The sequence below is a fragment of the Sanguibacter sp. TS_SC_8 genome (assembly GCF_055361235.1).
This window is the reverse complement of the sequence record NZ_CM143955.1, coordinates 3,404,688-3,427,546: the sequence shown is the minus strand read 5'-3', so window position 1 is coordinate 3,427,546 and position 22,859 is coordinate 3,404,688. Positions and strand designations below refer to the sequence as shown.

The following is a 22,859-nucleotide window of genomic DNA, read 5'->3' as shown; positions in this document are numbered from 1 at the left end:
GAGGCCGCGACGAACCACAATTCTCTCATGATGGGCATGCCGATCCGGGTGCCACTCGCAGGGCATAGAGTCTCAGAAGTGCTGATGACGAAGGAGAATCCCGATGCCTGACGGCCAGGCGCGCCGAAAGCGAGCAACACTGCTGGTAGGCGGCGTGGTGGTGGCTTCCCTGGTGGCGACCGGCGTCGTGTGGACGCTGCGTGACGACCCGGTCCCCGTCGTCGCAGCACCGGAATTCACCCCGTCCGAGCAGGTCGCACCCCCGGTCCAGGTGCCCCCTCCGGTCACTCCCGCACCGACCCCCGCCGGTTTCCCGGTCGACGCCGCGGGCTACGAGCTCTCGGCGTTGCCCGCGGTGGGAGCGCGCGAAGTGGTGCGGGCACTCGAGGTGGACGCGACGCCCGGTGACCCGGCGCTGCCCCTCTCAGCGACGCCGACCGGCACAGCGATCCCCGTGTTCCGGACCCCGGGGGAGGTGCCGGTCGCCCAGATGCTGCGTGAGCAGGACCACGACGGCACCCTGGTGCCCGTGATCGAGCAGCAGGACCACTGGCTCAAGGTGCTGCTGCCGTCGCGGTCGGGCCTGCCGTCCGAGGGCGTCGTCGGCCAGCAGGCGGGGTGGGTGCGGGCCGCCGACGTCACCGTGACCACGAACACCTACGCCGTCTCGCTGAGCCTGTCGAGCGGCGAGCTCGTCGTGACCAGCGCGGGGGAACCGATCGCCACCCTCCAGGGATTCGGCTACGGCGTGCCCAACACACCGACTCCGATCGGGCGGACCTACATCATGACGATGTTCACCGACCCGGGGCTGCGGTACACCCGCGGTCTGCCCGTCGTCGCGCTGGCCGTGCAGTCACCGACGCTCGACGGGTTCTCCGGGCAGGACGTGGCCGTCACGGCCTTCCACTACCACGACGCACGCGCCGGGGCGATCTCCAACGGGTGTGTGCGGGTCGATGAAGCGACGATGCTCGTGCTGGCTGGGCTGCCGCTGGGGACACCGGTGATGGTCACCGCATGAGCAGAGTGGTGACTGCGGCGGTCGCGGCCGTGCTGCTGTGCGGGCTCGCGGCGTGCGGGCCGGACAGCGCTGAGCAGCCGGCGCCTCAAGCGACGCAGGGCGCCGACATGAGCTCGCCCGAGGATTATGCAGCGGCGCTCTTCGACGGGACGAACGGTGCTCGGACCGCCGAGGGGCAACCGGCGCTGGCCTGGTCGGATTGTGCCCAGGACCAGGGCGCGGTCCGCGCGCAGGCCCTCCGCGACGCCGGCGAGGAGCTCGTCCACGCCCCGCTCGGTCCGGTGATCGAGGCTTGCCCACCGGCGTCGACCGCGGGGGAGAACCTCAGCCGCGCGAGCCTGGGCCCGGACGCCGTCGTCGACGCCTGGATGCAGTCGCCAGGGCACCGCGAGAACATCGTCACCCCGGACTTCACCGAGCTGGGCATCGCGTGTGTGGTCAGCGGCGAGCCCGGGGATGAGCAGATGCTCTGCGCGCAGATCTTCCTGGGATAGATCAGGCGGTCAGGCCAGGTTGAGCTGGCGCACCGTCTCCAGGGCCCACGGCAGGGCCGTGAGGTAGGCCCGCGCCACCTGGTCCGGGGTCCACGCCGTCGCGGTGATGGCGGCGGCGTCGCCCTGCTCGTGCGCGATGACCGCTGCCAGCGTCGCACCGAGGGGCCCCGCGAAGCTCTCGAGCGCGGCTGCGACCTCGGAGGAGACGAGAGACTTCTCCACGAGCACGCTCGCCGGGATGCCCGTCTCCTCGGAGAACGCGGAGAGCAGGCCCACGGTGTACCCGGTGTCGTCGCCGTAGAGCTCGCGACAGGCCGCGGCGCGGGCGAGCAGGAACCACAGCGCGTCCATCTGCTGCACTCGGGAGCTGATCAGCGACGCCATGACGAGGGTGGTCAGGCTGGTGGGGCCGAGCATGATGATCGCGCGGTGCAGCGAGTCCACCCGTTGGGGCAGACCGACGGCCACGGAGTTCACCATGTGCAGCACCCGGACGGTCATCTCGGGGTCGCTCGAGAGCACCTCGGCGATCCGGGCGGTGTCGACCTCGGGGGCGGCGAGCAGACGGACCGTCTCGAGGCACTGGATCTCTCCGGCGTCGAGGGCGCGGTGCTGCAGCCGGGGCTTCTCGTGCTGGTAGATCGAACCCATGATGTAGTCGACGCCGTACTCCCAGGCCTTGGCCGGGCCGAGCTTGCCCTGGACGTTCTCCGCGATGACGGACACGCCGGAGTTGTGAGCGATCGTGACGAGGTCGGCGACCTGCGCCTCGGGGACAGACGCGTCGACCATGACGTGGGAGACGAAGGGCAGCAGAGCGCGCTGGCCGGGCTCATCGGTGAAGTCGACGAGGATCGTGCGGATCGACCGCTCGGACAGGGCGATGATGTGCTCGGCACCGTCCGCGCGCAGAGCCGCGTCGGGGTGGATGAGCAGACCGACCCCGCCGGTGCTCGGAGGGATCGAGGCGTCGCCGGTCAGCATCTCGTCGGTGGCCCAGATGAAGGCCGGGCGGTCGGCGACGTACTTCCCCAGATCGACCGTGCGGTAGGCGAGGTGCAGGGCCTCGGTGAGCTCTGCCGCGGTGGGCTCGGGGTCGCTGATGATGGGCAGGGCGTAGGCGAGGACCTGACGGCGCCGGTCGACGATCGCCAACCGTCCGAGGACCGGGGGCACGGTGGGCTGGGCGGTACGGGTCGCCCGGGTGTGGATTTGGGACAGCGAACTCGTGTGGTCCATGGAGTACCTCGGGTGTGGGGCGCCGGGCGGGCGGGGAAACGGGACGTTCAGGCAGCGACGAGCGGGGCGCGCAGGGGCCAGGGAGCCCCTTCGAGGATCACCTGGAGCGCCTCCCCGGTCTCGGTGTTCACGACGACGGGAGCGAGGAGGTTCGCGCTGGCCGGCGCCGTGTCGGTGCGGGGGGTGACGATGACGAGCACCGCGCAGCGTGCGTCGGTGCCACCGTCGAGATGGATCGGCGCGAGTGTCGAGCCGTCGAGCGTGGGCTCGTACTCCGAGAAGTAGGGACCGGGCTGGATGAGGAACAACCGGGTCGAGTCGTCCCCGGTGCCGCGCAGGCTGAACAGCAGACCGTTGTCGTCGAGCGGGGCGAGGGTGAACCGGGTCCCAGAGGACAGCCCGGGCAGCGGCTCGACGAACTGGACCTCGGTGATCACCGCAGGTAGTCCAGGAGGCTGGGCTGCAGCACCCGGGCGGTCGCGCCGAGGGCCGCCTTGTAGGCGACCTCCTGCATCTGCAGCTCCATGAGGGACTGGGGCAGGTCGATGTCCTCGACCCCGGAGATGTCGCCTTTGAGGTTCATGATCTTGTTCGTGAGGTTCTCCTGGGCTCCGGTGAGCTGGTTGGTGCGTGCGCCGACGCTCGCGGCCTGGCTGAGCATCGACGACATCCTGGAGTCGATCTTCTCGAGGTCGGCTGAGATGTTCCCGCCGGCCCGCAGCGTGTTCGTGATGTCGGTGAGCACCGCGAAGATCATGGGGTCCGCGCCGTCGGGGTCTGCGTCGGTGCCGAACACCGCACCGCCGGGTGTGTCGACCCGCACGGTCGTGCCGGCACCCACCCGGCGCTCGACGGTGCCCTGGGTGTTGGCGAAGGTGTAGGCGCCCGTCGCTGTCTTGGTGAACGCCGGTCCGTCGGCGGTGCCGGCAAAGACCGACCGGCCGAGGAACGTCGCGTTCGCCTGGGCAGCGAGGGCCTCGGTGATGCTCTCGAGCTCGGCAGCGATGCCCTCACGGCCCACGGAGCCAAGCGTTCCGGTGTTGGCTCCTTGGACGACAAGGTCGCGGGCGCGCTGCAGGTAGGCCACTGACGTGGTGAGCGCGGTGTCGGTGCTGGTCAACCAGCTCACGCCGTCCTGGGCGTTGCGCGCGTACTGGGTCGAGGCGCGCTCCTCCTTGCGCAGGGCCATCGCGTCGGCGGCCTTGGCCGGGTCGTCGGAGGCCTTGGTGATGAGCTTCCCGCTCGAGGCCTGAGCCTGCAGGGTCGACATCTTGGCGAGGTTGGCCTGCAGGTTCGCCAGCGAGGTGCGCTGGGTGGACTGGTGCGTGACACGGGTGATCATCGGCCAACGACTCCTGTTCGGTTGATGAGCTGGTCGAGCATCTCGTCGATCGCGGTCATGACCCGGGCCGCACCCTGGTAGGCGCGCTGGAAGGAGAGCATGTTGACGCTCTCCTCGTCCTGGTCGACGGCCGTCTGGGAGAGCTGGATACCTTCTGCGGTAGCCCGCGCCACCTCCGAGACGGTCGCGCTCTGCAGGGCGGCCTTCGCCTTGACCCCGGTGCCGACCACGAAGGCCGACCACACGGTGTCCGGGCTGTCCTTGGCCTCGCCGATCTGGGAGATCTTGTCGGCGACAGAGCTGTCGTTGGCGCCCATGCCCGGGGCGCCGGTCGCGATCTGGAGCGTGTCGGTGATGGCGACTCTGAGGCCGAGCGCGGGTGGGGAGTTCGCATCGAGCGTGAAAAAGTCGACGCCCGGGACCTCGGCGCCGGCGACGTGCGTGACACCGGCGGTGTGGATCGCGTTCACGGTCTCGGCCAGCTTGGTGGCCAGGTCGTTGTAGGACTGGGCGGCCTGAGCCAGCAGCCCTCCGGTGCCCTGGGCATCAGCTGGAGCCAGCACGCTGAGCACTCCGGCGAGCTCGCCGCCCTCGAGAGCGGCCTTGGTACCTGCGGGCACCCGGTCCCACTCGACGCGGACGGTCTCGGTGCCGGTGGCACCGGCCATCTCCGGGCTGCCGACGAGCTTGAGCTTGTTTGCGCTCACCCCGGTCACCAGGGGGTTGCCAGCGAGGTTGACGTCCACCGTCCCGTCCTCGCGGTGGCGCACGGTGGCGCCAGCGAGCGCGGACAGCGACGTGGTGAAGACGTTGCGCCGGTCGATCAGCTCGTTGGCGTTGCCGCCCGAGACCGAGATTGATCGGATCTTGTCGTTCAGCTCGGCGACGGCGGAGGCGGTGGCGTTGATGTTTGAGACGAGCGCAGCGGCCTTGGACTGGGTCTGGTCCCACTGGGTGACGACCGCCGAGTAGCCGGTGGCGATGGCACGCTGGGCGGAGTTGGCGCCCTCGAGCAGGACCTGGCCGACGGCGGCGCTGCCGGGAGAGGCAGCCATGTCCTGCCAGGTCGCCCAGAAGTCGTCGAGCTGCTTGGCGATGCCGTTGTCCCCGGGTTCAGCGATCGTCGACTCGAGGCGCTTGTACGCGTCGGTGCGGGTGGCGAGATAGGACGCTGAGGAGGTCGTGGTCCGCACCCGGGCGTCCATGAACAGGTCACCGAGGCGAGAGACTCCGGTGCCCTGGACGCCGTTGCCGATCAGGCTGCCCTGGGAGAAGAGCGTGGCACCCTGCCCGGCGCTGACCGATGCCATGTCCAGCCGCTGCCGCGTGTAGCCCACGGTGTTGACGTTGGCGATGTTCTGGCCGGCGATCTCCAGGGCCTGACGCTGGGTGGTCAGGGAGGAGAGTGCCGTGGACAGGCCGGAAAAGGTGCTCATAGGGTTCTCAGAGTTTCTGGTCTAGGAGACGAGCCGCGACCTCGCGCTGGGCGGTCGAGCCGGTGGCGTCATAGGTCTGGGAATCGTGGTGGAGGTTGGCGAGGGCCTCTTGGGTGGCTCGGTGCGACGTCGAGATCAGCTCGCGGTTGCCCGCCGCGAGGGTGTCGATCTGCGTGGTCAGCTCGAGGAAAGCCTGGCGGTGGGCGCGCAGCAGCTCGTCCCACGGGGACGGGGCCGCGTCGGCGAGCTCGTGGAGGGAACGGCCGGCGTCCAGACCCAGGCTGCGGGCGACGGCGTCAGACTCCACGGAGCGGCCGAGCTCGACCTCACGGATCTGGTCGAGGACGTTCTCGACCTCGCGGGTCGCGTGGCTGAGCCAGCGAGTCTTGCCGTTGGTCAGCAGCAGCTGTTCTTCTTCGAGCTTGAACAGCAGGAGTTCAAGGAGCTGGCGTTCGCGCCAAAGGACACTGGTCAGCGCTTGCAGGGTCATGCGGGCTTCGCTCCTTGTCGACGGTCGGCGGCATGGGGTTTCTCTCTTGGTTAACATCGGGTGACGAAACGCATCCATGAGAGTTCCTGACCGGCGACCTCACCTCCACCCCGTCACGTGGGTGGCCTCGGGGGTGAGGCGGCCGGTTCGGAGATCGCGATCCAGGTCAGGATAGGCCTTGACGGGGCTGAGCGCTCGCGACGGACAGTGTTTGTGCAGGTCGGAGGGAGATCCCGTGAAAGCGCTGTCCGCAGCGCGGGACGAGATGGGTACTACTCCCCATTGCCATACGGTCACGGTTCTGCATCCGAGCGGGTGAAAACGATCGTCAATGGTTGAACAAATCCGATTCACCCTCGATATTGGTCACATGCAGCCCATGGACGCCGACCAGACCCAACTGGTCACGAGAAACCTCCCGCTGATCGGGTATCACGTCAGCGAGATGCTCATGCGCGTCCCTAGTCACGTGTCCCGGGACGACCTGGCCTCGGCCGGAGCGCTGGCGCTGGTGCAGGCTGCCCGCGCCTATGACGTCACTACCGGCGTCCCCTTCAACCGCTATGCCTCGATCCGGATCAAGGGCGCCATGGTCGACGAGCTCCGCTCGATGGACTGGGTCACCCGCGGTGCCCGGCAGCGTGCCCGCCGCCTCACCACAGTGGCCGACGAGCTCACCGCAGACCTCGGCCGCGCGCCGACCCGTGACGAGCTCGCCGCCGCGCTCGGCGTGGCCGTGAGCGAGGTGGACTCCGCCCGCGAGCACGCCGCGACCCGGGTGCTGAGCCTCGAAGGCTACGACGGCGCGCTCGCCGAGGTGCTCCCGGCCCGCGAGATCGGTCCAGAAGAGTCGGTGCTGGTCGACGAACGGCTGCGCTACCTCAGTGCGGCGGTCGAGGCGCTGCCCGAGCGGTTACGCGTCGTCGTCGAGCAGGTGTTCTTCCACGACCGGTCGGTCACCGACATCGCGGTGGACCTCGGGGTGACCCAGTCCCGGGTGAGCCAGCTGCGCGCCGAGGCCATGGTGCTCCTGCGGGACGGGCTCAACACCCACCTCGACCCAGCGATGATCGCAGCACCCGCCCAGCCCGACGGCGTGGCGCAGCGACGGCGCGAGGCGTACTTCACGGCGATCGCCGAGCGGGCTACGCGCAGCGTCTCGAGCGTCGCCATCGCCGGGATGGCCGTCGCCGAAGCGATGCAGGCGAGCTCGCTGGCGTCAGCGAGGCCTCTCGGGTCGGACGACCAGCCGGGCCTCGTGGCTGTGGGCTGACACTCACGCCCAGCGCTCGACGGCCCCGTCCGCACGGTCTTCAAGACCGGCGCAGGCGAGGCCGTCGGCGTTGCGGACCCCGCTGCAACTGAGCCTCTGGCGCGACGTCCTCATTCCTGCCGCCCAGTGGCCGATGGGCTGAGCGTCACGACAGAGGGAGCACAGCATGTCCAGCTCGTCCACGAGACCTACGATCTCGGCCGTCTACATCGTCAAGGACGAGGAGGACGTGCTCGACGCATCGCTCGCCGCAGTCGCCTGGGTCGACGAGATCATCGTCTACGACACCGGGTCGAGCGATGCGACGCGCGATATCGCTGCCCGGCACACGCCGCACGTCATCGAGGGCTACTGGGACGACGACTTCGGTGCAGCGCGCAACCGGGCGATCGCGCACGCGACCTCCGAGTGGATCCTCGTCATCGATGCTGACGAGATCTTCGAGGGAGACACGGCGCACCTGCGCCGCCAGCTGGCCTTGGGCGCGACGAATCTCTTCCTCGTGTCTGTCGAGGAGACCGGTGAAGCAGGCAAGCTCGACGGGACGATCGTCACGGGCCGCATCTTCCGACGCCCGGACTACACGTACGCCGGGCGGCTCCACGAGCAGCTCAGGCTCATCGATCCTCGAACACCCGCGGTGCTCGAGACCATGCTCCATGTCCGCATCAAGCACTCCGGGTACTCAAAGGAAGCGATCGCCAAGCACGACAAGGGAAGGCGCAACGTCGACATCGCCCAGCGCGACCTCGACGAGGCCCTCGAGGCTGGAGCCGCTCCGCGGGTCCTCGACGTCCTGCGGATCAACCTCGCACGCGCGCTCGGGATGGCCGGAGAGCACGAGGAGGCGCTGGTGATCGCCGATCTCGTCCGGGGGAACGGGATCGCCAGCCGGCCCGACATGACCCAGCTGGCGACGTCGGCCGTCGGCTGCGCCGCAGCACTCGGTCGCGAGGATGCGGTCGACGACTGGTTGACCGTCTGGGAAGAGGCGGACCACTCGCCCGTCTGGTCCCGCGCGGTGCGGGTGCGGGCCCTCTCGGCACGCGGACGACCTCAGGAGGCGCTCGACGTCCTCGACCAGCTGCCAACGACGACCGTCGACGCCGCCTGCCGTCGCTTCCACAAGCACTCGCTCGCAGCATTCGAGGTGTCGGCGCTCCTTGCGACCGGCCGTCGACGGGCTGCTGCCCGCAGAGCGGCCGAGACCGTCCGGTCCGGACACATGAGCGTGGGCCCGACCGACCTCGCACAGATCTTCGCGGACGACACCCAGCTCGAGGCCTACATCGTCGCGATCCCGGACGTGCTGTGGCGCGAGCACGCCGTCTGGTGCGTGCGCGAGGCGTCTGCCGAGTCGATCCGCTTCTTGTTCACCATGGCCGACATGCGCGGGGGCGACGTGACGGCGCTCCTCTGCCTGGCGCGACTCGCACCCGCACTCGGGATCGAGGAGCTCGCCGTGTGCGCGACGGCGGTCCGGCGAGCGGGACTCGCCGAGCACTGCCCGCTCGTCGCCGTGAGCACGGACGCGGACGCGGCACCGGGTCGACGGGCTGTCGCTTCGGCGATCGCCCTGTCCATCCACCAGGACGAGCGAGCACTCCCGGGACTCGAGGCGGCACTCGCCGACGTGGCTCCCGAAGACGAGGCGGACGTGCTGAAACAGCTCGAGATCCTCGCTCCCGGCCTCGTCGGCCCAACCTGAGAAAAAACTCCTTCTCAGAAAACCTCATGACTGTCGGCTGGTGCCGATAGGCAGAGTGGCAGCCCACGGACGGGCACCGCACTTCGGCCTCACTCACGGAAGAAGAACATCATGGGTCTCTCGATCAACCAGAACATTGCGGCAGTCAACTCCTACCGCAACCTCTCCAACACCCAGAACGACCTGAGCAAGTCGCTCGAGAAGCTCTCCTCTGGTTTCCGCATCAACCGTGCCGCTGACGACGCTGCCGGTCTTGCGATCTCCGAGGGCCTGCGCTCGCAGGTCGGTGGCCTCAAGGTTGCCGCGCGCAACGCCCAGGACGGCATCTCCGTGGTGCAGACCGCTGAAGGCGCACTGACCGAGGTTCACGCCATCCTCCAGCGTCAGCGTGACCTCGGTGTTCAGGCCGGTAACGACTCGAACAACGCAGCTGCCCGCACGAACATCAAGGCCGAGTCGGACAGCCTGTCCGAGGAGCTGACCCGGATCGCCGACTCCACGAACTTCAACGGCGCCGACCTGCTCAAGGGTGGCACCATGGCGTTCCAGGTCGGCGCGGGCAGCGCGACCGCGACCAACCAGATCGTGGTCGACCTCGCCGACATCTCCACGCTGGGCACCAGCATGGCGGCCCTCGCGTTCACCGATTCAACTTCGGCCGCCGCCTCGATCGGCCTGATCGACGCCGCGATCGAGGAGGTCTCGACCGCTCGTGCCGGCCTCGGTTCGGTCCAGAACCGGTTCGAGCACACCATCAAGAACATCAACGTCTCCGTGGAGAACCTCTCGGCTTCCGAGAGCCGGATCCGCGACACCGACATGGCGTCCGAGATGGTCAGCTTCACCCGTGCGCAGATCCTCTCCCAGGCCGGCACGTCGATGCTCGCGCAGGCCAACCAGATCCCCCAGGGCGTGCTCTCGCTCCTGCGTTGATCCGGTCAGCTCTGACTGAGTAGCAGCACCGCACGACAGCACCACTGAACGGCAGCAACCGCAGCACACACTGGCGGTGGGGGGACCTCGTCCCACCACCGCCAGTCGTGTTTGCCGGCCCGAACCACCACGCGCGACCGCGCGGACAGCAGCGACCGTGGCACCCGGCACCCAGCATGCGTGAGGCAGGGCCACACTTCGAGAAGGAGCACCTCATGGCAGGGATGGGCATCGACGGACTGGTCAGCGGCCTGGACACCACGGCACTGATCTCCCAGCTCATGCAGGTCGAGGCGATGCCGCAGACACTGCTGAAGTCGAAGGTGACCAGCTCGCAGGCGTACATCAGCGCCCTGCAGGGCCTCAATACGAGGATGGCCTCCCTCGGAGACGTGGCGAAGCTCGCCGCGAAGCCCGACTCCTGGAACGCCACCACGGCTGCGAGCTCCGCGACATCGGTGACGGCGACGACGTCGACCGGGTCGCAGGCGTCCTCGCTGAGCTTCACGGTCGACAAGCTTGCCACCGCCCAGACATCCGTAACCGGCAGCCTGTCGTCCCTCAACAGCCTCTTCGGCCCCACGATCCCCGCCACGGTCACGCTCGCCTCGGGCGAGGGCGCAACCGCCAAATCGACCGTGGTCGACCTCACCGGCGTCACCGACCTCGCCGGGTTCGCGCAGAAGCTCAACGCCTCCGGCGCCGGCGTGACCGCGAGCGTCGTCAGGATCTCCGACACCGAGTCCCGTCTGCAGCTCACCAGCAAGGGGACCGGTGGTGTCTCGGCCTTCGACCTGCACGCGGGAACCGTCGCCGAGGCGGACATCCAGGCGGGCACCGCCCCGGCCCCGCTCATCGCCCGGGGGGATGCGAAGACCCAGGCAGGTGACGCGGAAATCCTCGTCTGGGGCACCGAGCGGGTCACGTCCTCGACCAACACCTTCTCCGAGGTGCTCACCGGCGTGAGCTTCACGGTCTCGGCCGTCGAGGCGGACCCGGTCACGGTGACCGTCGACCGCGACGACGCCGCGCTGAAGAAGCTCGCCTCCGACGTCGTCGGCTCTCTCACTGTGGTCCTCTCCGAGATCAAGTCACGGACAGCGCCGACGACCACGACGGTCGACGGACGGACCGTGGTCACCGCAGGCGTCCTCGGCGGCGACAGCGCGACGCGGTCCCTGAACCAGAACGTCCTCACGGCAGCCTCCTACCCGATCGACGGGACCTCTCCCTCCGAGGTCGGGATCGTCATCGGCAGGGACGGCACCATCACCTTCGACGAGGCGAAGTTCACCGCCGCCATGGCGGCCGACCCGGCGAAGGTCCAGAAGGTCGTCTCTGGCGTCGCCGAACGGATCGCGGAGGTCGCGACCCAGACCTCGGACAAGTACGAGGGCAGCCTCACCCTGAAGATCAAGAACCAGGAGGGCTTCACCAGGGACCTCTCCGCGCAGGTCGAGGACTGGGACCGTCGTCTCGCAGTGCGCAAGGAAGGCCTGCAGAGGACCTACTCGGCTCTTGAGGTCACCCTCAGCGGGCTCAACGCGCAGTCCTCGTGGCTCGCGGGTCAGCTCTCGTCGCTGCCCTCATGGAGCTGACCTGGCAGGACTGACTCACCAGCACGTCCCACACGTCAACCGGAGGGGCGGTAGGAGGAGCACGACTCCTCATACCGCCCCTCTGGGCGTCGATATGGAAGTTATGAGTTTCTCGACGAGTGCGACCCAACGCGAGCGGTTCCTCAACGACACCGTGCTGAGCGCGAGCCCCGCGCGCCTGCTGACGATGCTCTACGACCGCCTCGTCCTCGACCTCGACCGGGCCGGCAGGGCGCAGGTGGCGGGCAACCACAACGAGGCGAACACCCACCTGACCCACGCCCAGGACATCATCAGCGAGCTCATGGTGACCCTCGACGTCACGGCGTGGGAGGGCGGTCCGGGGCTCCGGGCCCTCTACACGCACCTCCTCACCGAGCTGGTCCGAGCCAACATCACCCACGACGTGGACCGGACCGCTGCCTGCCGGGAGATGGTGGAACCCCTGCGGGACGCCTGGCACGAGGCCGCAGCCAGCCTGAACGCGTCGGCGCGTCCGCCTGCTCGCGCGACGTTGGTCGCCGCTGGTGGTGTTCTCGGTGTCGGCTGACACTGCCACGGAGACTGACACCGTCACCGCCAGATGGTCCCAGCTCCTCGATGAGCTCGAGGCGGACATCCGCCTCGCGCAGGACGTCCTCGTGGGTGCTCCCGGCGGCACTGGCGTCAGTCAGTGGACCCCGCCCTCGGACCTGGGGACGATGCCAGAGAGCCTGCGCGCGCGCGCCCAGGCCGTCGTCAACCTCCAGCAGGCCCTCACCCGGTCGCTGGCCGACGCGCGGGACTCCACCCGTGCCCACCTGCGCATGGTCGAGACCTTGAGCCAGCGCAACGCCCCCCAGGCCGTCTACCTCGACACCCTCGGGTGAAGTAGACGCACGTCGTTCGGGCGCCGGTGAAGAAGTCCTCATAGCTCCCGTCAGGCAACCGATGAGTTGAGGTGAGCCAGGACGGCTCATGCAGCAGGCCAAGGATCGGCCGTTCAACCCATGAACCCAGGGGACAGCCGTGTTCGATTCAGTGACCTATGTGGCGCTCAACAGCGCCCTCGACGGCCTCGCGCTCCGCCAGCGCGTGATCGCGAACAACGTCGCCAACATCAACACCCCGAACTACCTCGCCGGCCGGGTGTCCTTCGAGAAGGAGCTCGCCTCGGCGGTGCGACGCGGCGACGGAGCCGTGAGCGCCCGCGAGGCCAGGTCCCTCGAACCGACCCGGCTCGACGGCAACAACGTCAACCTCGACGCCGAGACGCTGCTTAACGTCGACACCAACCTGCGCTACCAGCTGGCCACCCAAGCGGTCGACGGCACCTACTCCTCCCTACGCGTGGCCATGAGGAGCAACTGATGACGACCTTCGGCGCGATCGGTATCGCGAGCACCGGCATGACGGTGAACCGCAAGTGGCTCGACGCGGTGAGCGACAACCTCGCGAACATGAACACCGTGGCCGCCACCGACGGTGCCGCCTTCCAGGCGAAGTACGTCGTGGCCACCGCCGTGGGCTACCCCGAGAACGGCCAGGGCGTCCAGGTCGCCGGGATCGAGCTGGGCAGCGCCGAGGGGCGCATGGTCTACGAGCCCGAGCACCCCCTGGCCGACGCCGAGGGGTATGTGAAGTACCCCGACATCGACATGGGCAGCCAGATGTCCCAGATGATCATGGCGCAGCGTGGCTACCAGGCCAACGCCGCCGTCGTCGACCGCGCCAAGGCCACCTATGAGGCCGCACTCCAGATCGGACGCAACTGATGCCCATCCCCGCCCTCGAGGCCGTCTCGGCCCTGACCAGCGGCGCCTCCGTCGCCCCGACCGGATACCTGACCGGAGGCGACGTGATCGACCCGAGCCGGGTCGCGGCCTCCTCCGGTGCCTTCGGCAGCGTGCTCACCGGCGCGGTCGACAACCTCCAGGGGCTGCAGGCCACGTCCAACGCCCTCGCGGTCCGCGCCGTGACCGGTGACCTGGACGACATCCACGACTACACGATCGCCTCGACCGAGGCGAAGATCACCCTCGAGCTGACCGCCGCGATCCGCAACAAGGCCGTCGACGCGTTCACCGAGATCATGAGGATGCAGGCCTGATGCCACCGCAGATCACCTCGGCCGTCGGCCGGATCACCTCCTCCGTCCGCGAGTTCACCGTCGCCCAGCGCACCCTGGCGCTGATCGGTGTGGCCGTCTTCGCCGTCGCAGTGATCGCGCTGACCGCCTGGTTCTCCCGCCCCCAGTTCTCCCCGCTCTACACCGGCCTGGCCCCCGCCGACGCGAGCGCGATCGTCGACCAGCTCACCACCCAGGGCGTGCCCTACGAGCTCACCAACGGCGGGACCACAGTCCTGGTGCCCTCGGACCAGGTCTACGACATGCGGCTCAAGGTGGCCGCGAGCGGCATATCCCCGACCAGCGACGGCGGGTACGCCCTGCTGGACTCGATGGGAATGAGCTCCTCGGAGTTCCAGCAGGACGTCACCTACAAGCGCGCCCTCGAGGGCGAGATCGCCAAGACCGTCTCCTCGATGACCGGCGTCGAGCTGGCCACGGTGAAGCTGGCGATGCCGGAGGAGAGCGTCTTCGTCTCCACCAAGGCCGACCCCACCGCGTCCGTCTTCATCCAGACGAAGTCCGGGGCCACGCTCAACGACGACCAGGTCCAGTCGATCGTCCACCTCGTCTCGGCCAGCGTCGAGGGGATGAAGACCACCGACGTCGCGGTCATCGACTCGACCGGCACCGTGCTCTCCGCAGTCGGCACGGGAACTGCCGCCACCGGTGCCAACAAGCAGACCGTCGCCTACGAGGAGCGCGTCGCAGCCTCCATCCAGTCGATGCTCGACCCGATCGTGGGGGCCGGCAAGGCCGTGGTGACCGTCACCGCGGACCTCGACTACGACGCGACCGAGCGCACCCAGGAGACGTTCACCGCGACCGAAGGGGTGCCCGCGCTCACCGAGCGCAACACCCTCGAGGAGTTCACCGGCACCAACTCTGCCGCAACCGGCGTGCTCGGCCCGGACAACATCGCCGTGCCCGCCGGCGAGACCGGGGACGGTGCCTACCGCAACGAGTCCACCGAGGCGAACAACGCCGTCGACAAGCTCACCGAGCACACCGTCGCCGCTCCCGGGACGGTGCGCCGCCAGTCCGTGTCCGTCGCGGTCGACCAGGAGGCCGCCGCCGCGATCGACATGGCCGAGCTGCAGGCCATGGTCGCCGCCGCGGCCGGGATCGACCCCGCCCGTGGTGACGTGGTGACGGTCTCCCGGATGGCCTTCGACACGGCCCCGGCCGCTGCCGCGCAGGAGGCGCTGGCCGCGGCCGCCGCCGCCGACGAAGCCGCCGCGAAGGCCAAGAACCAGCAGACCCTCATCATCGCCGGCGGAGTGCTGCTCGCCCTGGTGATCCTCGGCGTCGTGCTCGCCCGCCGCCGCCGCCCCAAGGAGGACCCGCGCGAGTCCCTCGACCTCGGTGAGCTCTCCCTCGTCGACGACGCCCTGGCGCTGAGCGCCGTGGCGCTGGCGAAGGCGGAGATCCTCGAGCTGCCGGAGAGCCCGAGCGGGCCCACCCCCGAGCAGCTGCAGGTCGAGCGCAAGCGCTCCGACGTGGCCAACCTCGTCGACGAGGAGCCCGAGCAGGTCGCCGAGCTCCTCCGCGAGTGGATGGGTTCGAGGTCCAAGGCATGATGACGGCGACGCTCACCGGGACCCAGAAGGCGGCGCTGGTCCTCATGCAGATCGGCCGGGACCGTGCGGTCAAGGTGCTGGCCCAGCTCGACGACGCCACGATCGAGGAGATCACCGCCGAGATCCTGCAGATGGAACGGGTCGACCGGCAGGTCGCCGACGAGGTCATCGCGGAGTTCCACGCGATCACCCTGGGCGGCTCGTCGAACATCGCCAACGGTGGTCTCGGCTACGCCCAGCAGCTCCTCGAGGCGTCCATGGGAGCTGACCGCGCCCAGGACATGCTCGGCCGGCTCGCCGCGTCGATGGCCGGGCAGCCCTTCGAGTTCCTCCAGCAGGCCGATGCCCGCCAGGTCCTCGCCCTGCTCTCCGGGGAGCACCCGCAGACCATGGCCTTGGTCCTCGCGCACCTGCGCCCCGAGCACGCCTCGGCGATCCTGGCCGGGCTGCCCAGCCAGACCCAGGGCGACGTAGCCCACCGCATCGCGCTCATGGAACGCGCCGCACCCGACGTCGTGTCGGTCGTCGCGGAGTCGCTGCACCGCAAGGCCTCGGCCGTGCTCACCCCGCGTGAGACGTCCGCGATCGGCGGAGTCGGCCCGCTCGTGGAGATCATCAACCGCGCGGACCCCGGGACCGAGAAGCTCATCCTCGAGGGCTTGGAGACCCGCGACGTCGCGCTGGCCGAGGAGGTCCGCTCGCGGATGTTCATCTTCGCCGACATCGTGCTGCTCGAAGACCGTGCGCTGCAGCTCGTGCTGCGGGGCGTGGAGTCCGCGAACCTCGCGCTCGCGCTCAAGGGCGCCGGCGGCGGAGAGCGCGACGCCGTGCTGCGCAACCTGTCCGAGCGGGCCAGCGAGAACCTCCTCGAGGAGATCGAGATGCTCGGCGCGGTGCGCATGTCCCAGGTCGAGGAGGCGCGCTCGGCGATCGTCCAGGTCATCCGCAGGCTCGAGGAGGCCGGTCAGATCGTCATCCGCCGCGATGGCGAGGACGAATATGTCTCCTGAGAGCACCTCAACCTTTGGTTCCACCCGCCTCACCGTGGTGACCGACGACCGCGTGCGGCTCACCTCCGAACGCGCCCACGTCGCCGGGTATGCGGCCGGGTTCGCGGCCGGCAGCCGCGCCGCGGCCGAGGCCACGCAGGGCCTGCACGAGCAGCTGCGCCGTCAGGCGGCCGCGGCTGAGGCCGCCCGCGAGGACGCCCACCGCGCGGCGGTGCTCGCCCTCGCGCGGGCCACCCAGGCGGCCACCGCGCGCGTCGTCCCGGTCCTGGACGAGGCCCGGGACCTGCTCTACTCCCGCGCCCTCGAGCTGGCGGCGGCCGTCGTCGGCGCCGAGCTGTCCACCGCGGAGACCTCCGCGACGACGGCCCTGGCCCGCGCCTGCCGACTGCCCCACGACGTGCGGGTCCAGACGGTGCGCCTCCACCCGAGCGACCTCGCGGCGCTGACCGCGGCGGGCGGGGCCCTGGGCGGCGCTGCGCTGGGTGAGACGACCGGCGTCGAGCTGGTGGCCGACTCCACGCTCGCTCCCGGCGACGCGGTGAGCACCTTCGAAGGCGGGTTCTTCGACGCCCGGATCGAGACCGCCTTCGACCGGGCCCGGGCAGCCCTGCTGGCCAGCCCGGCGCTCATGCCGAGTTTCGCCGGAGGGCTGTGATGTCGACCGCGACCGCGACCGCGACCCCGACCGTGGCCGGAGACTGGGCGCGCGTGCTCGGGGCCGCCCGGCCCGAGCGGGTCGGTCGGGTCAGCGCCGCCGTCGGGCTCTCCCTCGACGTGGTCGGCCTCGACTGCGCGCTCGGCGACGTGCTCACCCTCGGCGAGAGCGACGACCCGGAGTCCTCGATGCTCGCCGAGGTGGTAGCCGTGACCGAGACGGCCGCCCGGTGCATGCCGCTCGGCGCCATGCGCGGGGTGCGCCCCGGGTTGGCGGCCCGGACAACCGGCGGCGCCCTGCAGGTACCCGTGGGATCGGGTCTGCTGGGCCGGGTCGTGGACGGCCTCGGGCGTCCCATCGACGGCCGCGGCCCGCTCACCGGGACCACGACCGTCCCGCTCGACGGCCGCTCGCCCCACCCGTTGGAGCGCCAGCGCGTGCACGCCCCGCTCACCCTCGGTGTGCGGACCCTGGATACGCTCACGACCGTGGGCCGCGGCCAGCGCATGGGGCTCTTCGCCGGATCCGGCGTGGGCAAGTCCACCCTGCTCTCGATGATCGCCCGCGGCACCGACGCCGCCATCTCGGTGATCGCCCTCGTCGGGGAGCGTGGGCGCGAGGTCCGCGAGTTCCTCGAGGACGACCTCGGCCCCGAAGGCCTGGCCCGGTCCGTCGTCGTCGTGGCGACCTCCGACGAGCCCGCCCTCGTGCGGCTGCGCTCCGCCTTCGTGGCGACCCGCATCGCGGAGCACTTCCGCGAGGAGGGCCAGGACGTGGTGCTCATGATGGACTCCCTCACCCGGGTGGCCATGGCCCAGCGGGAGATCGGCCTGTCCGTCGGGGAGCCCCCGGCCACCCGCGGGTACCCGCCCTCCACCTTCTCCCTGCTCGCCGGGCTGCTCGAGCGCGCCGGGACGTCCGCGCGCGGCTCGGTCACCGGGATCTACACCGTCCTGGTCGACGGCGACGACCACAACGAACCGATCGCCGATGCCGCCCGCTCGATCCTGGACGGCCACGTCGTCCTGGACCGCAAGCTCGCCGTCGCCGGCCACTTCCCGAGCATCGACGCGCTCGCGTCCATCTCCCGCGTCGCCACCCGGGTGACCGACGCCGGTCAGCGAGCCGACGCGACGACACTGCGCAAGGTCATGGCCGCCCGCCGGTCCGTGCAGGACCTCGTCGATGTCGGTGCCTACGTCTCGGGCAGCAACCCGCTGGTCGACGCCGCGCTCGCCAACCAGGGCGCGATCGACGCCTTCCTCCAGCAGGGCGTCGACGAGTGCGCACCGGCTGCGCAGTCCTGGGCTGCGCTGCGCGCCCTCGTCCGCGGTCCGGGGATGCCCGCATGAGCCGCCCCTACCGCCTGGCCGGGCTGCTGCGTCTGCGCAAGCTCCAGGAGGACCAGGCCGCCTCCGACCTCGCCGTCGCGAACGGCGCGCGGCGCGCCGCGCTCGCGCGCCAGGACGAGGCCGTGCAGGAGCTGGCCGGACACGGCTTCTCTCCGGTGACCGACGTCGGAGCGTGGCGGTCGGCGATCGCGAGCCGGGTCGCGCTCCGCGGGCTCATGCTCGAGGCGTCCGCGGGCGCCGAGCTGGCGGCGACCGAGGTCGACCAGCGTGAGCTGGCCTGGGCCGACGCGCGCCGGCGGGCGGTCCCCCTGGAGAAGCTCGCCGAACGCCACGACGAAGCCGAGATGGTCGAGGACCTGCGCCAGGAGCAGATCGTGCTGGACGAGATCGCCTCCCGCGGGGCGCTCCGGGACACGCTGGGAGATCCGTCATGACCCAGATCACCGGAATCTCCGCGGTCAAGGACCGGATCGGGGAGATCACGTCCCGGATCGACGCGCTGGCGTCGTCGGTCGCGGCGGGCCCGACGGCGCAGCAGGCCGGCACGGCGTCGGCCGCGTCGACGGCGTGGGCCGCGTCGACGACGTCGACTGCTGCGGCTGCCGGGTCGAGCGGGCGGGACTTCGCCTCGGTCCTGGCCGGGGCCGACCTCACGACCGCGACCGGCGTCGACGCGCTGATCGGCGCGGCCTCTGCCACGACCCCCTCGTCGGGTGCCTCGACCGCGACCTCCACCTCGACGTCCACCGCGACCGGGGACGCCCTGGTCGCCGAGGCGCGCACGTACCTGGGCGTGCCCTACGTCCTGGGCGGAACGACCGCGGCGGGTCTCGACTGCTCGGGTCTGGTCCAGCGCGCCCTCGGTGCGCTCGGCGTCGACATGCCCCGGGTGGCCCGGGCGCAGATGACCCAGGGCGCGGCCGTGGCCTCGCTGGCCGAGGCGGTGCCCGGTGACCTGCTGGTCTTCGGCGGTGGCTCGCACATCGCGATCTACACCGGCAACGGGCAGATGATCGACGCTCCGAAGCCCGGGGACGTGGTGCGCGAACGCGCCGTCTACGAGACGCCGACCGCCATCCGCCGCATCGTGGGGGCCCCCGGGGACTCCCCGGCAGGCTCGACCACACTGGCCGCTGCTGCGGCGGCCTCAACCACCAGCACGGCGGCTGCGCTGCAGGACGTCCTCGCGGCGTCGGCGGCCCAGCGATCCGCACTGTCCCTTCGACTTGGAGACGTCGCATGAGTCCCATGACACCGCCGGGCCTGCGCGCCCAGGCCCCTTCTGTGGCAGGGGTCCAGGGCGCTGCCCGGCCGGCCCGGACCGGCTCGGGTGACGACTTCGCCCGCGCGCTGCGTCAGGAGACGCACGACCGGGTCGCGCCGCGTCCGCACGACGTGGCGCGCCCCGAGCGGGCAGCCGACCGCTCGGTGAGCCGTCCGGTCACCGGAACGGTCGATCGCCGCGACCGCCCGGGTGCCGACGGGAGTGTCCGCACCGACCGGGTCGACCGGGCCGACCGGGCCGGGGGGCCTGACCGGGCCGACGCCGCACAGCAGGCTGAGCCCAGCGCTGAGATCGTGGCCGAGACGACCGAGGGACCGGTTACCCCCGCCCTCGACCCGGCGCTCGAGGCCGTCCCCCTGGTGGTGAGCGGTCTGGTGGCGAGCGGTTCCTCCTCGGCCGAGCTGCTCGTCCGGGGTGCCGTCGTCGTCCCGGCTCCCGCACCCGCCGGTGCCGGAGGCGATGTCGCCGGGTCGGTCGGCGCCGCGTCCGCCGTCACTGCTCTCCCGAGTACTCCGGTGTTCGCCGCCGCGCTGCCGGGTGGCCTGGTCGCCGGTGCGGTGCCCGGCGTCGGATCCGGTGCTGTGCCCGGCGTCGGGCCGGGTGCTGCCGGTGCGCCGGTCGCCGCCGGCCTGCCCGACGCGGCACCGTCCGGGACCCACCTACCGCCGGTCGCTGCGTCGTCGGCCACTGCGAACGCCACTGCGAACGCCGCGTCGATCGCCGCGTCGTCGGCGGGAGATGCCGGGACGGGCGCGGCCCAGGCCGGGCTCCCCGCGGCGGCGGGGCCCATCGTTCCCGTCGTCGTCTCGCCGGCGCCGACCGCCCCGGCCGAGCTCTCCGTGCTTGCGCCGGGCCTGGCCGGCACCGGCGCCGCACCCGGTGGCCAGGCGGGCGGTCCTGGCACCGGCTCCGGTGCGCCGGGGACCGAGGGCATGACGCCGGTCGCCGCACCCACCTCGGGGGTAGCCCCGGCGAGCGCGTTCGCGCAGGCACTCGCCGGGGTCGGCGCCGTCGACCGGGTGGTCGCCCCAACCACGACCGGGCCGGCGTCGCAGGTCTCGTTCGCGGAGCAGGTCCGCGGACCGGTCCTCGCGCTGCGGACCGCGGCACCGGGGGAGCACCTGCTCACGCTCAAGGTCACCCCGGACAACCTCGGCCCCGTCCAGGTGCGCGCCCACATCGGGGCGGAGGGCATCCGGATCGAGCTGGTCGGTGCCACCGACGCGGCCCGTGAGGGCCTGCGGAACCTGCTCACCGACCTGCGCCGGGACCTCGCCGGGACCGGCATGAACGCCTCGCTCAGCCTCGGGTCGGACTCCGGCCCGGGCGCGCGGACCGGCCAGGGGGCTCCGGGTGACCTCGGGGCCGGTTCCTCGCAGGGTCGCCCCGGACATCCCGGTGGCGGCGCGATCCCTGACCTCCCGGTTCCCGCGCCGGCTCCTGTCCCCACCTCCTCGGGCGCCCACGGCGTCGACGTACTCACCTAAGGACCGCACATGCCCATCGACACCACGATGACCACGCCGGTCGACACGACGGCGGTCAAGAACGCCTCCGGTCTGTACACGGGCTCGGCCGGCGTCCGCGAGCCCAAGAAGAGCCTCGACTCTGAGACGTTCCTGACCCTGCTGGTCGCCCAGCTCAAGTACCAGGACCCCAGCTCGCCGATGGACACCAACGAGATGATGGCCCAGACCACCCAGCTGGCCAGCATGGAGCAGCTCACGGCGCTCACGACGACGATGTCGGAGAGCTTCGCGCTGCAGATGCGGGACACCGCCTCAAGCCTGATCGGCAAGCAGGTGACCTACACCGGCGAGGACGGCGTGCCGGTCTCGGGGATCGCAGCGTCGGTCTCCTACAAGTACTCCGTCCCGCTGATCATGGTGGGCGGCAAGGAGATCACGCTGGACGCCGTCGCCTCGGTGCGCCCGGCGGGGGCTGCGCCCGATCCGGTCGACCCGGCGGACCCGGCGGACCTGGTTGATCCGGTCGATCCCGCTGATCCGAATGCTGCCTGACGCGGCCTGACCCGCGGGACTCCCGCAGCGTGACCCGCAGCTCGACCCAGCTCGACCTATAGACCTCTCCAGCACCGCCCACAGCCGCACCTTCCGAAGGGACACTCCTCATGCTTCGCTCACTCTTCTCCGGCATCTCCGGTCTGCGTGCCCACCAGACCATGCTCGACGTCACCGGCAACAACATCGCCAACGTCAACACGACCGGCTTCAAGGCCTCCCAGATCCAGTTCAAGGACACCCTGTCCCAGGTGCTCACCAATGCCGGTGGCGCCCAGGGTGGGGTCGGTGGCACCAACCCGGCCCAGGTGGGGCTCGGGGTCCAGGTCGCCGGCATCACCACGAACTTCCAGCAGGGCGCCGCGCAGGTGACCAACCGCAGCACCGACATGATGATCTCCGGCGACGGGTTCTTCGTCGTGAGCAAGAACGGTGAGGACTTCTTCACCCGCTCCGGCGCCTTCGACTTCGACGCCAACGGCAACCTCGTCACCGGCGAGGGAGCGCTCGTACAGGGCTGGGCCGCGGTCAACGGCGTCGTGGACCCCAACGGCCCGCTGAGCGACCTGCGCCTCCCGGTCAACGCGCTCAACGGCGCCCAGGCCACCACCACCGTGAGCTTCGACGGGAACCTGCCCTCGGACGCGGCGGTCGGCACCGTGCTCAACCGCGACGTCGAGGTCTTCGACGCGTTGGGCGCCTCCTCGGTCATCACGCTGACCTTCGACAAGGACGCGACGGGATGGAACGTGACGCCGTCCGGTGGCGGTGCCACCCAGCCCGTCACCTTCGACGCGAACGGTGTCATGACCGGAACCACCTCGGTCGCCGTCGCCGGGGTCACCGTCGACTTGTCCACGGTGACCGGCTTCGCCAAGCTCTCCACGGTCGAGGCCGCTTCCAAGGACGGCCAGTCCGCGGGGTCGCTGCAGTCCTTCACCATCAACCCGGACGGCACGATCATCGGCGCGTTCTCCAACGGCATGAAGTCCGCCGTCGGACGCATCGCACTGAGCACCTTCGCCAACCCGGTCGGCCTGGAGAAGGTCGGTGGCTCGCTCTACACGACCTCGGTCAACTCCGGCGACCCGCAGGTCGGCACCGCCGGCGCCGGCGGCCGCGGGGCGCTCGTCGGCGGGGCGCTCGAGATGTCGAACGTGGACCTGTCCTCGGAGTTCACGAACCTCATCATCGCCCAGCGCGGTTTCCAGGCGAACTCGCGCGTCATCACCACCTCCGACGAGCTCCTCCAGGAACTCGTCAACCTCAAGCGCTAGCCCGCTAGCCCGCTAGCCGCTAGCCCCTCGCCGAA

General features: G+C 70.5%; 25 protein-coding genes. 20 read left to right on the top strand and 5 right to left on the bottom strand.

Annotated elements, in window-relative coordinates; translation table 11 throughout:
* The first annotated feature begins 160 nt into the window (after nucleotides 1–160).
* Both ACWA15_RS15510 and ACWA15_RS15505 read left to right on the top strand, forming a co-directional pair.
* On the top strand, nucleotides 161–1,024 hold the full coding sequence (locus ACWA15_RS15510; RefSeq protein WP_464056346.1) for a L,D-transpeptidase: 864 nt from the start codon (nucleotides 161–163) through the stop codon (nucleotides 1,022–1,024).
* Entirely contained in the window at nucleotides 1,021–1,518 is a 498-nt protein-coding gene (locus ACWA15_RS15505; protein WP_464056345.1) for a CAP domain-containing protein, read from the top strand. The genes ACWA15_RS15510 and ACWA15_RS15505 overlap by 4 nt, the downstream gene beginning before the upstream one ends.
* Before the next feature lie 9 nt (nucleotides 1,519–1,527).
* On the opposite strand, the gene ACWA15_RS15500 is transcribed toward ACWA15_RS15505, so the two are convergent.
* The 5 genes from ACWA15_RS15500 to flgN are packed head-to-tail and all read right to left on the bottom strand — an operon-like array spanning nucleotide 1,528 to nucleotide 6,025.
* On the bottom strand, nucleotides 1,528–2,757 hold the full coding sequence (locus ACWA15_RS15500) for an EAL and HDOD domain-containing protein (RefSeq protein ID WP_464056344.1): 1,230 nt from the start codon (nucleotides 2,755–2,757) through the stop codon (nucleotides 1,528–1,530).
* 47 nt (nucleotides 2,758–2,804) lie between these two features.
* A complete protein-coding gene (locus tag ACWA15_RS15495; RefSeq protein ID WP_464056343.1) occupies nucleotides 2,805–3,194 on the bottom strand; it encodes a flagellar assembly protein FliW in 390 nt (129 codons plus the stop codon).
* A complete protein-coding gene (gene flgL / locus ACWA15_RS15490) occupies nucleotides 3,191–4,099 on the bottom strand; it encodes a flagellar hook-associated protein FlgL (RefSeq protein WP_464056342.1) in 909 nt (302 codons plus the stop codon). The genes ACWA15_RS15495 and flgL overlap by 4 nt, the downstream gene beginning before the upstream one ends.
* The gene (gene flgK, locus ACWA15_RS15485) at nucleotides 4,096–5,535 is read right to left on the bottom strand and encodes a flagellar hook-associated protein FlgK (protein WP_464056341.1); all 1,440 of its coding nucleotides are present in this window, start codon (nucleotides 5,533–5,535) and stop codon (nucleotides 4,096–4,098) included. The genes flgL and flgK overlap by 4 nt, the downstream gene beginning before the upstream one ends.
* Nucleotides 5,536–5,542: 7 nt before the next feature.
* Nucleotides 5,543–6,025 carry a flagellar export chaperone FlgN gene (gene flgN / locus ACWA15_RS15480; protein ID WP_464056340.1) on the bottom strand — a complete coding sequence of 161 codons (483 nt, stop codon included), beginning with the start codon at nucleotides 6,023–6,025 and terminating at the stop codon, nucleotides 5,543–5,545.
* A gap of 370 nt (nucleotides 6,026–6,395) precedes the next feature.
* Here flgN and ACWA15_RS15475 point away from each other — a divergent pair, with 370 nt between their 5' ends.
* The 18 genes from ACWA15_RS15475 to ACWA15_RS15390 all read left to right on the top strand — a co-directional run bounded on the left by ACWA15_RS15475 (nucleotide 6,396) and on the right by ACWA15_RS15390 (nucleotide 22,824).
* Nucleotides 6,396–7,298 carry a sigma-70 family RNA polymerase sigma factor gene (locus ACWA15_RS15475; RefSeq protein ID WP_464056339.1) on the top strand — a complete coding sequence of 301 codons (903 nt, stop codon included), beginning with the start codon at nucleotides 6,396–6,398 and terminating at the stop codon, nucleotides 7,296–7,298.
* 166 nt (nucleotides 7,299–7,464) lie between these two features.
* Nucleotides 7,465–9,006, top strand: coding sequence for a glycosyltransferase family 2 protein (locus ACWA15_RS15470; RefSeq protein WP_464056337.1), 1,542 nt, complete (start codon nucleotides 7,465–7,467; stop codon nucleotides 9,004–9,006).
* A 111-nt stretch (nucleotides 9,007–9,117) separates the two neighbouring features.
* Nucleotides 9,118–9,939, top strand: coding sequence for a flagellin N-terminal helical domain-containing protein (locus ACWA15_RS15465; protein ID WP_464056335.1), 822 nt, complete (start codon nucleotides 9,118–9,120; stop codon nucleotides 9,937–9,939).
* 215 nt (nucleotides 9,940–10,154) lie between these two features.
* On the top strand, nucleotides 10,155–11,537 hold the full coding sequence (gene fliD, locus ACWA15_RS15460; protein WP_464056334.1) for a flagellar filament capping protein FliD: 1,383 nt from the start codon (nucleotides 10,155–10,157) through the stop codon (nucleotides 11,535–11,537).
* 103 nt (nucleotides 11,538–11,640) lie between these two features.
* Nucleotides 11,641–12,087, top strand: coding sequence for a flagellar export chaperone FliS (gene fliS / locus ACWA15_RS15455; RefSeq protein ID WP_464056332.1), 447 nt, complete (start codon nucleotides 11,641–11,643; stop codon nucleotides 12,085–12,087).
* On the top strand, nucleotides 12,077–12,406 hold the full coding sequence (locus tag ACWA15_RS15450; protein ID WP_464056331.1) for a hypothetical protein: 330 nt from the start codon (nucleotides 12,077–12,079) through the stop codon (nucleotides 12,404–12,406). The genes fliS and ACWA15_RS15450 overlap by 11 nt, the downstream gene beginning before the upstream one ends.
* Nucleotides 12,407–12,545: 139 nt before the next feature.
* Nucleotides 12,546–12,887 carry a flagellar basal body rod protein FlgB gene (locus tag ACWA15_RS15445; protein WP_464056330.1) on the top strand — a complete coding sequence of 114 codons (342 nt, stop codon included), beginning with the start codon at nucleotides 12,546–12,548 and terminating at the stop codon, nucleotides 12,885–12,887.
* Nucleotides 12,887–13,291, top strand: coding sequence for a flagellar basal body rod protein FlgC (gene flgC, locus ACWA15_RS15440; protein ID WP_464056329.1), 405 nt, complete (start codon nucleotides 12,887–12,889; stop codon nucleotides 13,289–13,291). Before ACWA15_RS15445 ends, flgC begins: the two co-directional genes overlap by 1 nt.
* Complete coding sequence (locus ACWA15_RS15435) at nucleotides 13,291–13,626, top strand: flagellar hook-basal body complex protein FliE (RefSeq protein ID WP_464056328.1); 336 nt, start codon at nucleotides 13,291–13,293, stop codon at nucleotides 13,624–13,626. The genes flgC and ACWA15_RS15435 overlap by 1 nt, the downstream gene beginning before the upstream one ends.
* Nucleotides 13,626–15,224, top strand: a complete 1,599-nt coding sequence (gene fliF / locus ACWA15_RS15430; protein ID WP_464056327.1) for a flagellar basal-body MS-ring/collar protein FliF — start codon at nucleotides 13,626–13,628, stop codon at nucleotides 15,222–15,224. Before ACWA15_RS15435 ends, fliF begins: the two co-directional genes overlap by 1 nt.
* Entirely contained in the window at nucleotides 15,224–16,234 is a 1,011-nt protein-coding gene (fliG, locus tag ACWA15_RS15425) for a flagellar motor switch protein FliG (protein ID WP_464059536.1), read from the top strand. Before fliF ends, fliG begins: the two co-directional genes overlap by 1 nt.
* Nucleotides 16,224–16,889 carry a FliH/SctL family protein gene (locus ACWA15_RS15420; protein ID WP_464056325.1) on the top strand — a complete coding sequence of 222 codons (666 nt, stop codon included), beginning with the start codon at nucleotides 16,224–16,226 and terminating at the stop codon, nucleotides 16,887–16,889. Before fliG ends, ACWA15_RS15420 begins: the two co-directional genes overlap by 11 nt.
* Nucleotides 16,889–18,241 carry a FliI/YscN family ATPase gene (locus tag ACWA15_RS15415; RefSeq protein WP_464056323.1) on the top strand — a complete coding sequence of 451 codons (1,353 nt, stop codon included), beginning with the start codon at nucleotides 16,889–16,891 and terminating at the stop codon, nucleotides 18,239–18,241. The genes ACWA15_RS15420 and ACWA15_RS15415 overlap by 1 nt, the downstream gene beginning before the upstream one ends.
* Nucleotides 18,238–18,675, top strand: a complete 438-nt coding sequence (locus tag ACWA15_RS15410; protein WP_464056321.1) for a flagellar export protein FliJ — start codon at nucleotides 18,238–18,240, stop codon at nucleotides 18,673–18,675. The genes ACWA15_RS15415 and ACWA15_RS15410 overlap by 4 nt, the downstream gene beginning before the upstream one ends.
* Entirely contained in the window at nucleotides 18,672–19,484 is an 813-nt protein-coding gene (locus tag ACWA15_RS15405; protein WP_464056319.1) for a C40 family peptidase, read from the top strand. Before ACWA15_RS15410 ends, ACWA15_RS15405 begins: the two co-directional genes overlap by 4 nt.
* Complete coding sequence (locus tag ACWA15_RS15400; protein WP_464056318.1) at nucleotides 19,481–21,013, top strand: flagellar hook-length control protein FliK; 1,533 nt, start codon at nucleotides 19,481–19,483, stop codon at nucleotides 21,011–21,013. The genes ACWA15_RS15405 and ACWA15_RS15400 overlap by 4 nt, the downstream gene beginning before the upstream one ends.
* Nucleotides 21,014–21,022: 9 nt before the next feature.
* The gene (locus ACWA15_RS15395; protein ID WP_464056316.1) at nucleotides 21,023–21,547 is read left to right on the top strand and encodes a flagellar hook capping FlgD N-terminal domain-containing protein; all 525 of its coding nucleotides are present in this window, start codon (nucleotides 21,023–21,025) and stop codon (nucleotides 21,545–21,547) included.
* A 110-nt stretch (nucleotides 21,548–21,657) separates the two neighbouring features.
* Nucleotides 21,658–22,824 (top strand): flagellar hook protein FlgE, encoded by a 1,167-nt coding sequence (locus ACWA15_RS15390; RefSeq protein ID WP_464056315.1) that lies wholly within the window; start codon nucleotides 21,658–21,660, stop codon nucleotides 22,822–22,824.
* Nucleotides 22,825–22,859: the final 35 nt, after the last annotated feature.

Excerpts from the sequence above, each read along its gene's own strand:
- ACWA15_RS15470 (WP_464056337.1), top strand. The coding sequence starts at position 7,465 with ATGTCCAGCTCGTCCACGAGACCTACGATCTCGGCCGTCTACATCGTC.
- ACWA15_RS15405 (WP_464056319.1), top strand. The coding sequence starts at position 18,672 with ATGACCCAGATCACCGGAATCTCCGCGGTCAAGGACCGGATCGGGGAG.
- ACWA15_RS15500 (WP_464056344.1), bottom strand. The coding sequence starts at position 2,757 with ATGGACCACACGAGTTCGCTGTCCCAAATCCACACCCGGGCGACCCGT.
- ACWA15_RS15390 (WP_464056315.1), top strand. The coding sequence starts at position 21,658 with ATGCTTCGCTCACTCTTCTCCGGCATCTCCGGTCTGCGTGCCCACCAG.
- flgC (WP_464056329.1), top strand. The coding sequence starts at position 12,887 with ATGACGACCTTCGGCGCGATCGGTATCGCGAGCACCGGCATGACGGTG.
- ACWA15_RS15505 (WP_464056345.1), top strand. The coding sequence starts at position 1,021 with ATGAGCAGAGTGGTGACTGCGGCGGTCGCGGCCGTGCTGCTGTGCGGG.
- ACWA15_RS15400 (WP_464056318.1), top strand. The coding sequence starts at position 19,481 with ATGAGTCCCATGACACCGCCGGGCCTGCGCGCCCAGGCCCCTTCTGTG.
- ACWA15_RS15415 (WP_464056323.1), top strand. The coding sequence starts at position 16,889 with ATGTCGACCGCGACCGCGACCGCGACCCCGACCGTGGCCGGAGACTGG.
- fliS (WP_464056332.1), top strand. The coding sequence starts at position 11,641 with ATGAGTTTCTCGACGAGTGCGACCCAACGCGAGCGGTTCCTCAACGAC.
- flgK (WP_464056341.1), bottom strand. The coding sequence starts at position 5,535 with ATGAGCACCTTTTCCGGCCTGTCCACGGCACTCTCCTCCCTGACCACC.
- flgN (WP_464056340.1), bottom strand. The coding sequence starts at position 6,025 with ATGACCCTGCAAGCGCTGACCAGTGTCCTTTGGCGCGAACGCCAGCTC.
- fliF (WP_464056327.1), top strand. The coding sequence starts at position 13,626 with ATGCCACCGCAGATCACCTCGGCCGTCGGCCGGATCACCTCCTCCGTC.
- ACWA15_RS15420 (WP_464056325.1), top strand. The coding sequence starts at position 16,224 with ATGTCTCCTGAGAGCACCTCAACCTTTGGTTCCACCCGCCTCACCGTG.
- flgL (WP_464056342.1), bottom strand. The coding sequence starts at position 4,099 with ATGATCACCCGTGTCACGCACCAGTCCACCCAGCGCACCTCGCTGGCG.
- ACWA15_RS15395 (WP_464056316.1), top strand. The coding sequence starts at position 21,023 with ATGCCCATCGACACCACGATGACCACGCCGGTCGACACGACGGCGGTC.
- fliG (WP_464059536.1), top strand. The coding sequence starts at position 15,224 with ATGACGGCGACGCTCACCGGGACCCAGAAGGCGGCGCTGGTCCTCATG.
- ACWA15_RS15475 (WP_464056339.1), top strand. The coding sequence starts at position 6,396 with ATGCAGCCCATGGACGCCGACCAGACCCAACTGGTCACGAGAAACCTC.
- ACWA15_RS15465 (WP_464056335.1), top strand. The coding sequence starts at position 9,118 with ATGGGTCTCTCGATCAACCAGAACATTGCGGCAGTCAACTCCTACCGC.
- ACWA15_RS15410 (WP_464056321.1), top strand. The coding sequence starts at position 18,238 with ATGAGCCGCCCCTACCGCCTGGCCGGGCTGCTGCGTCTGCGCAAGCTC.
- ACWA15_RS15435 (WP_464056328.1), top strand. The coding sequence starts at position 13,291 with ATGCCCATCCCCGCCCTCGAGGCCGTCTCGGCCCTGACCAGCGGCGCC.
- fliD (WP_464056334.1), top strand. The coding sequence starts at position 10,155 with ATGGCAGGGATGGGCATCGACGGACTGGTCAGCGGCCTGGACACCACG.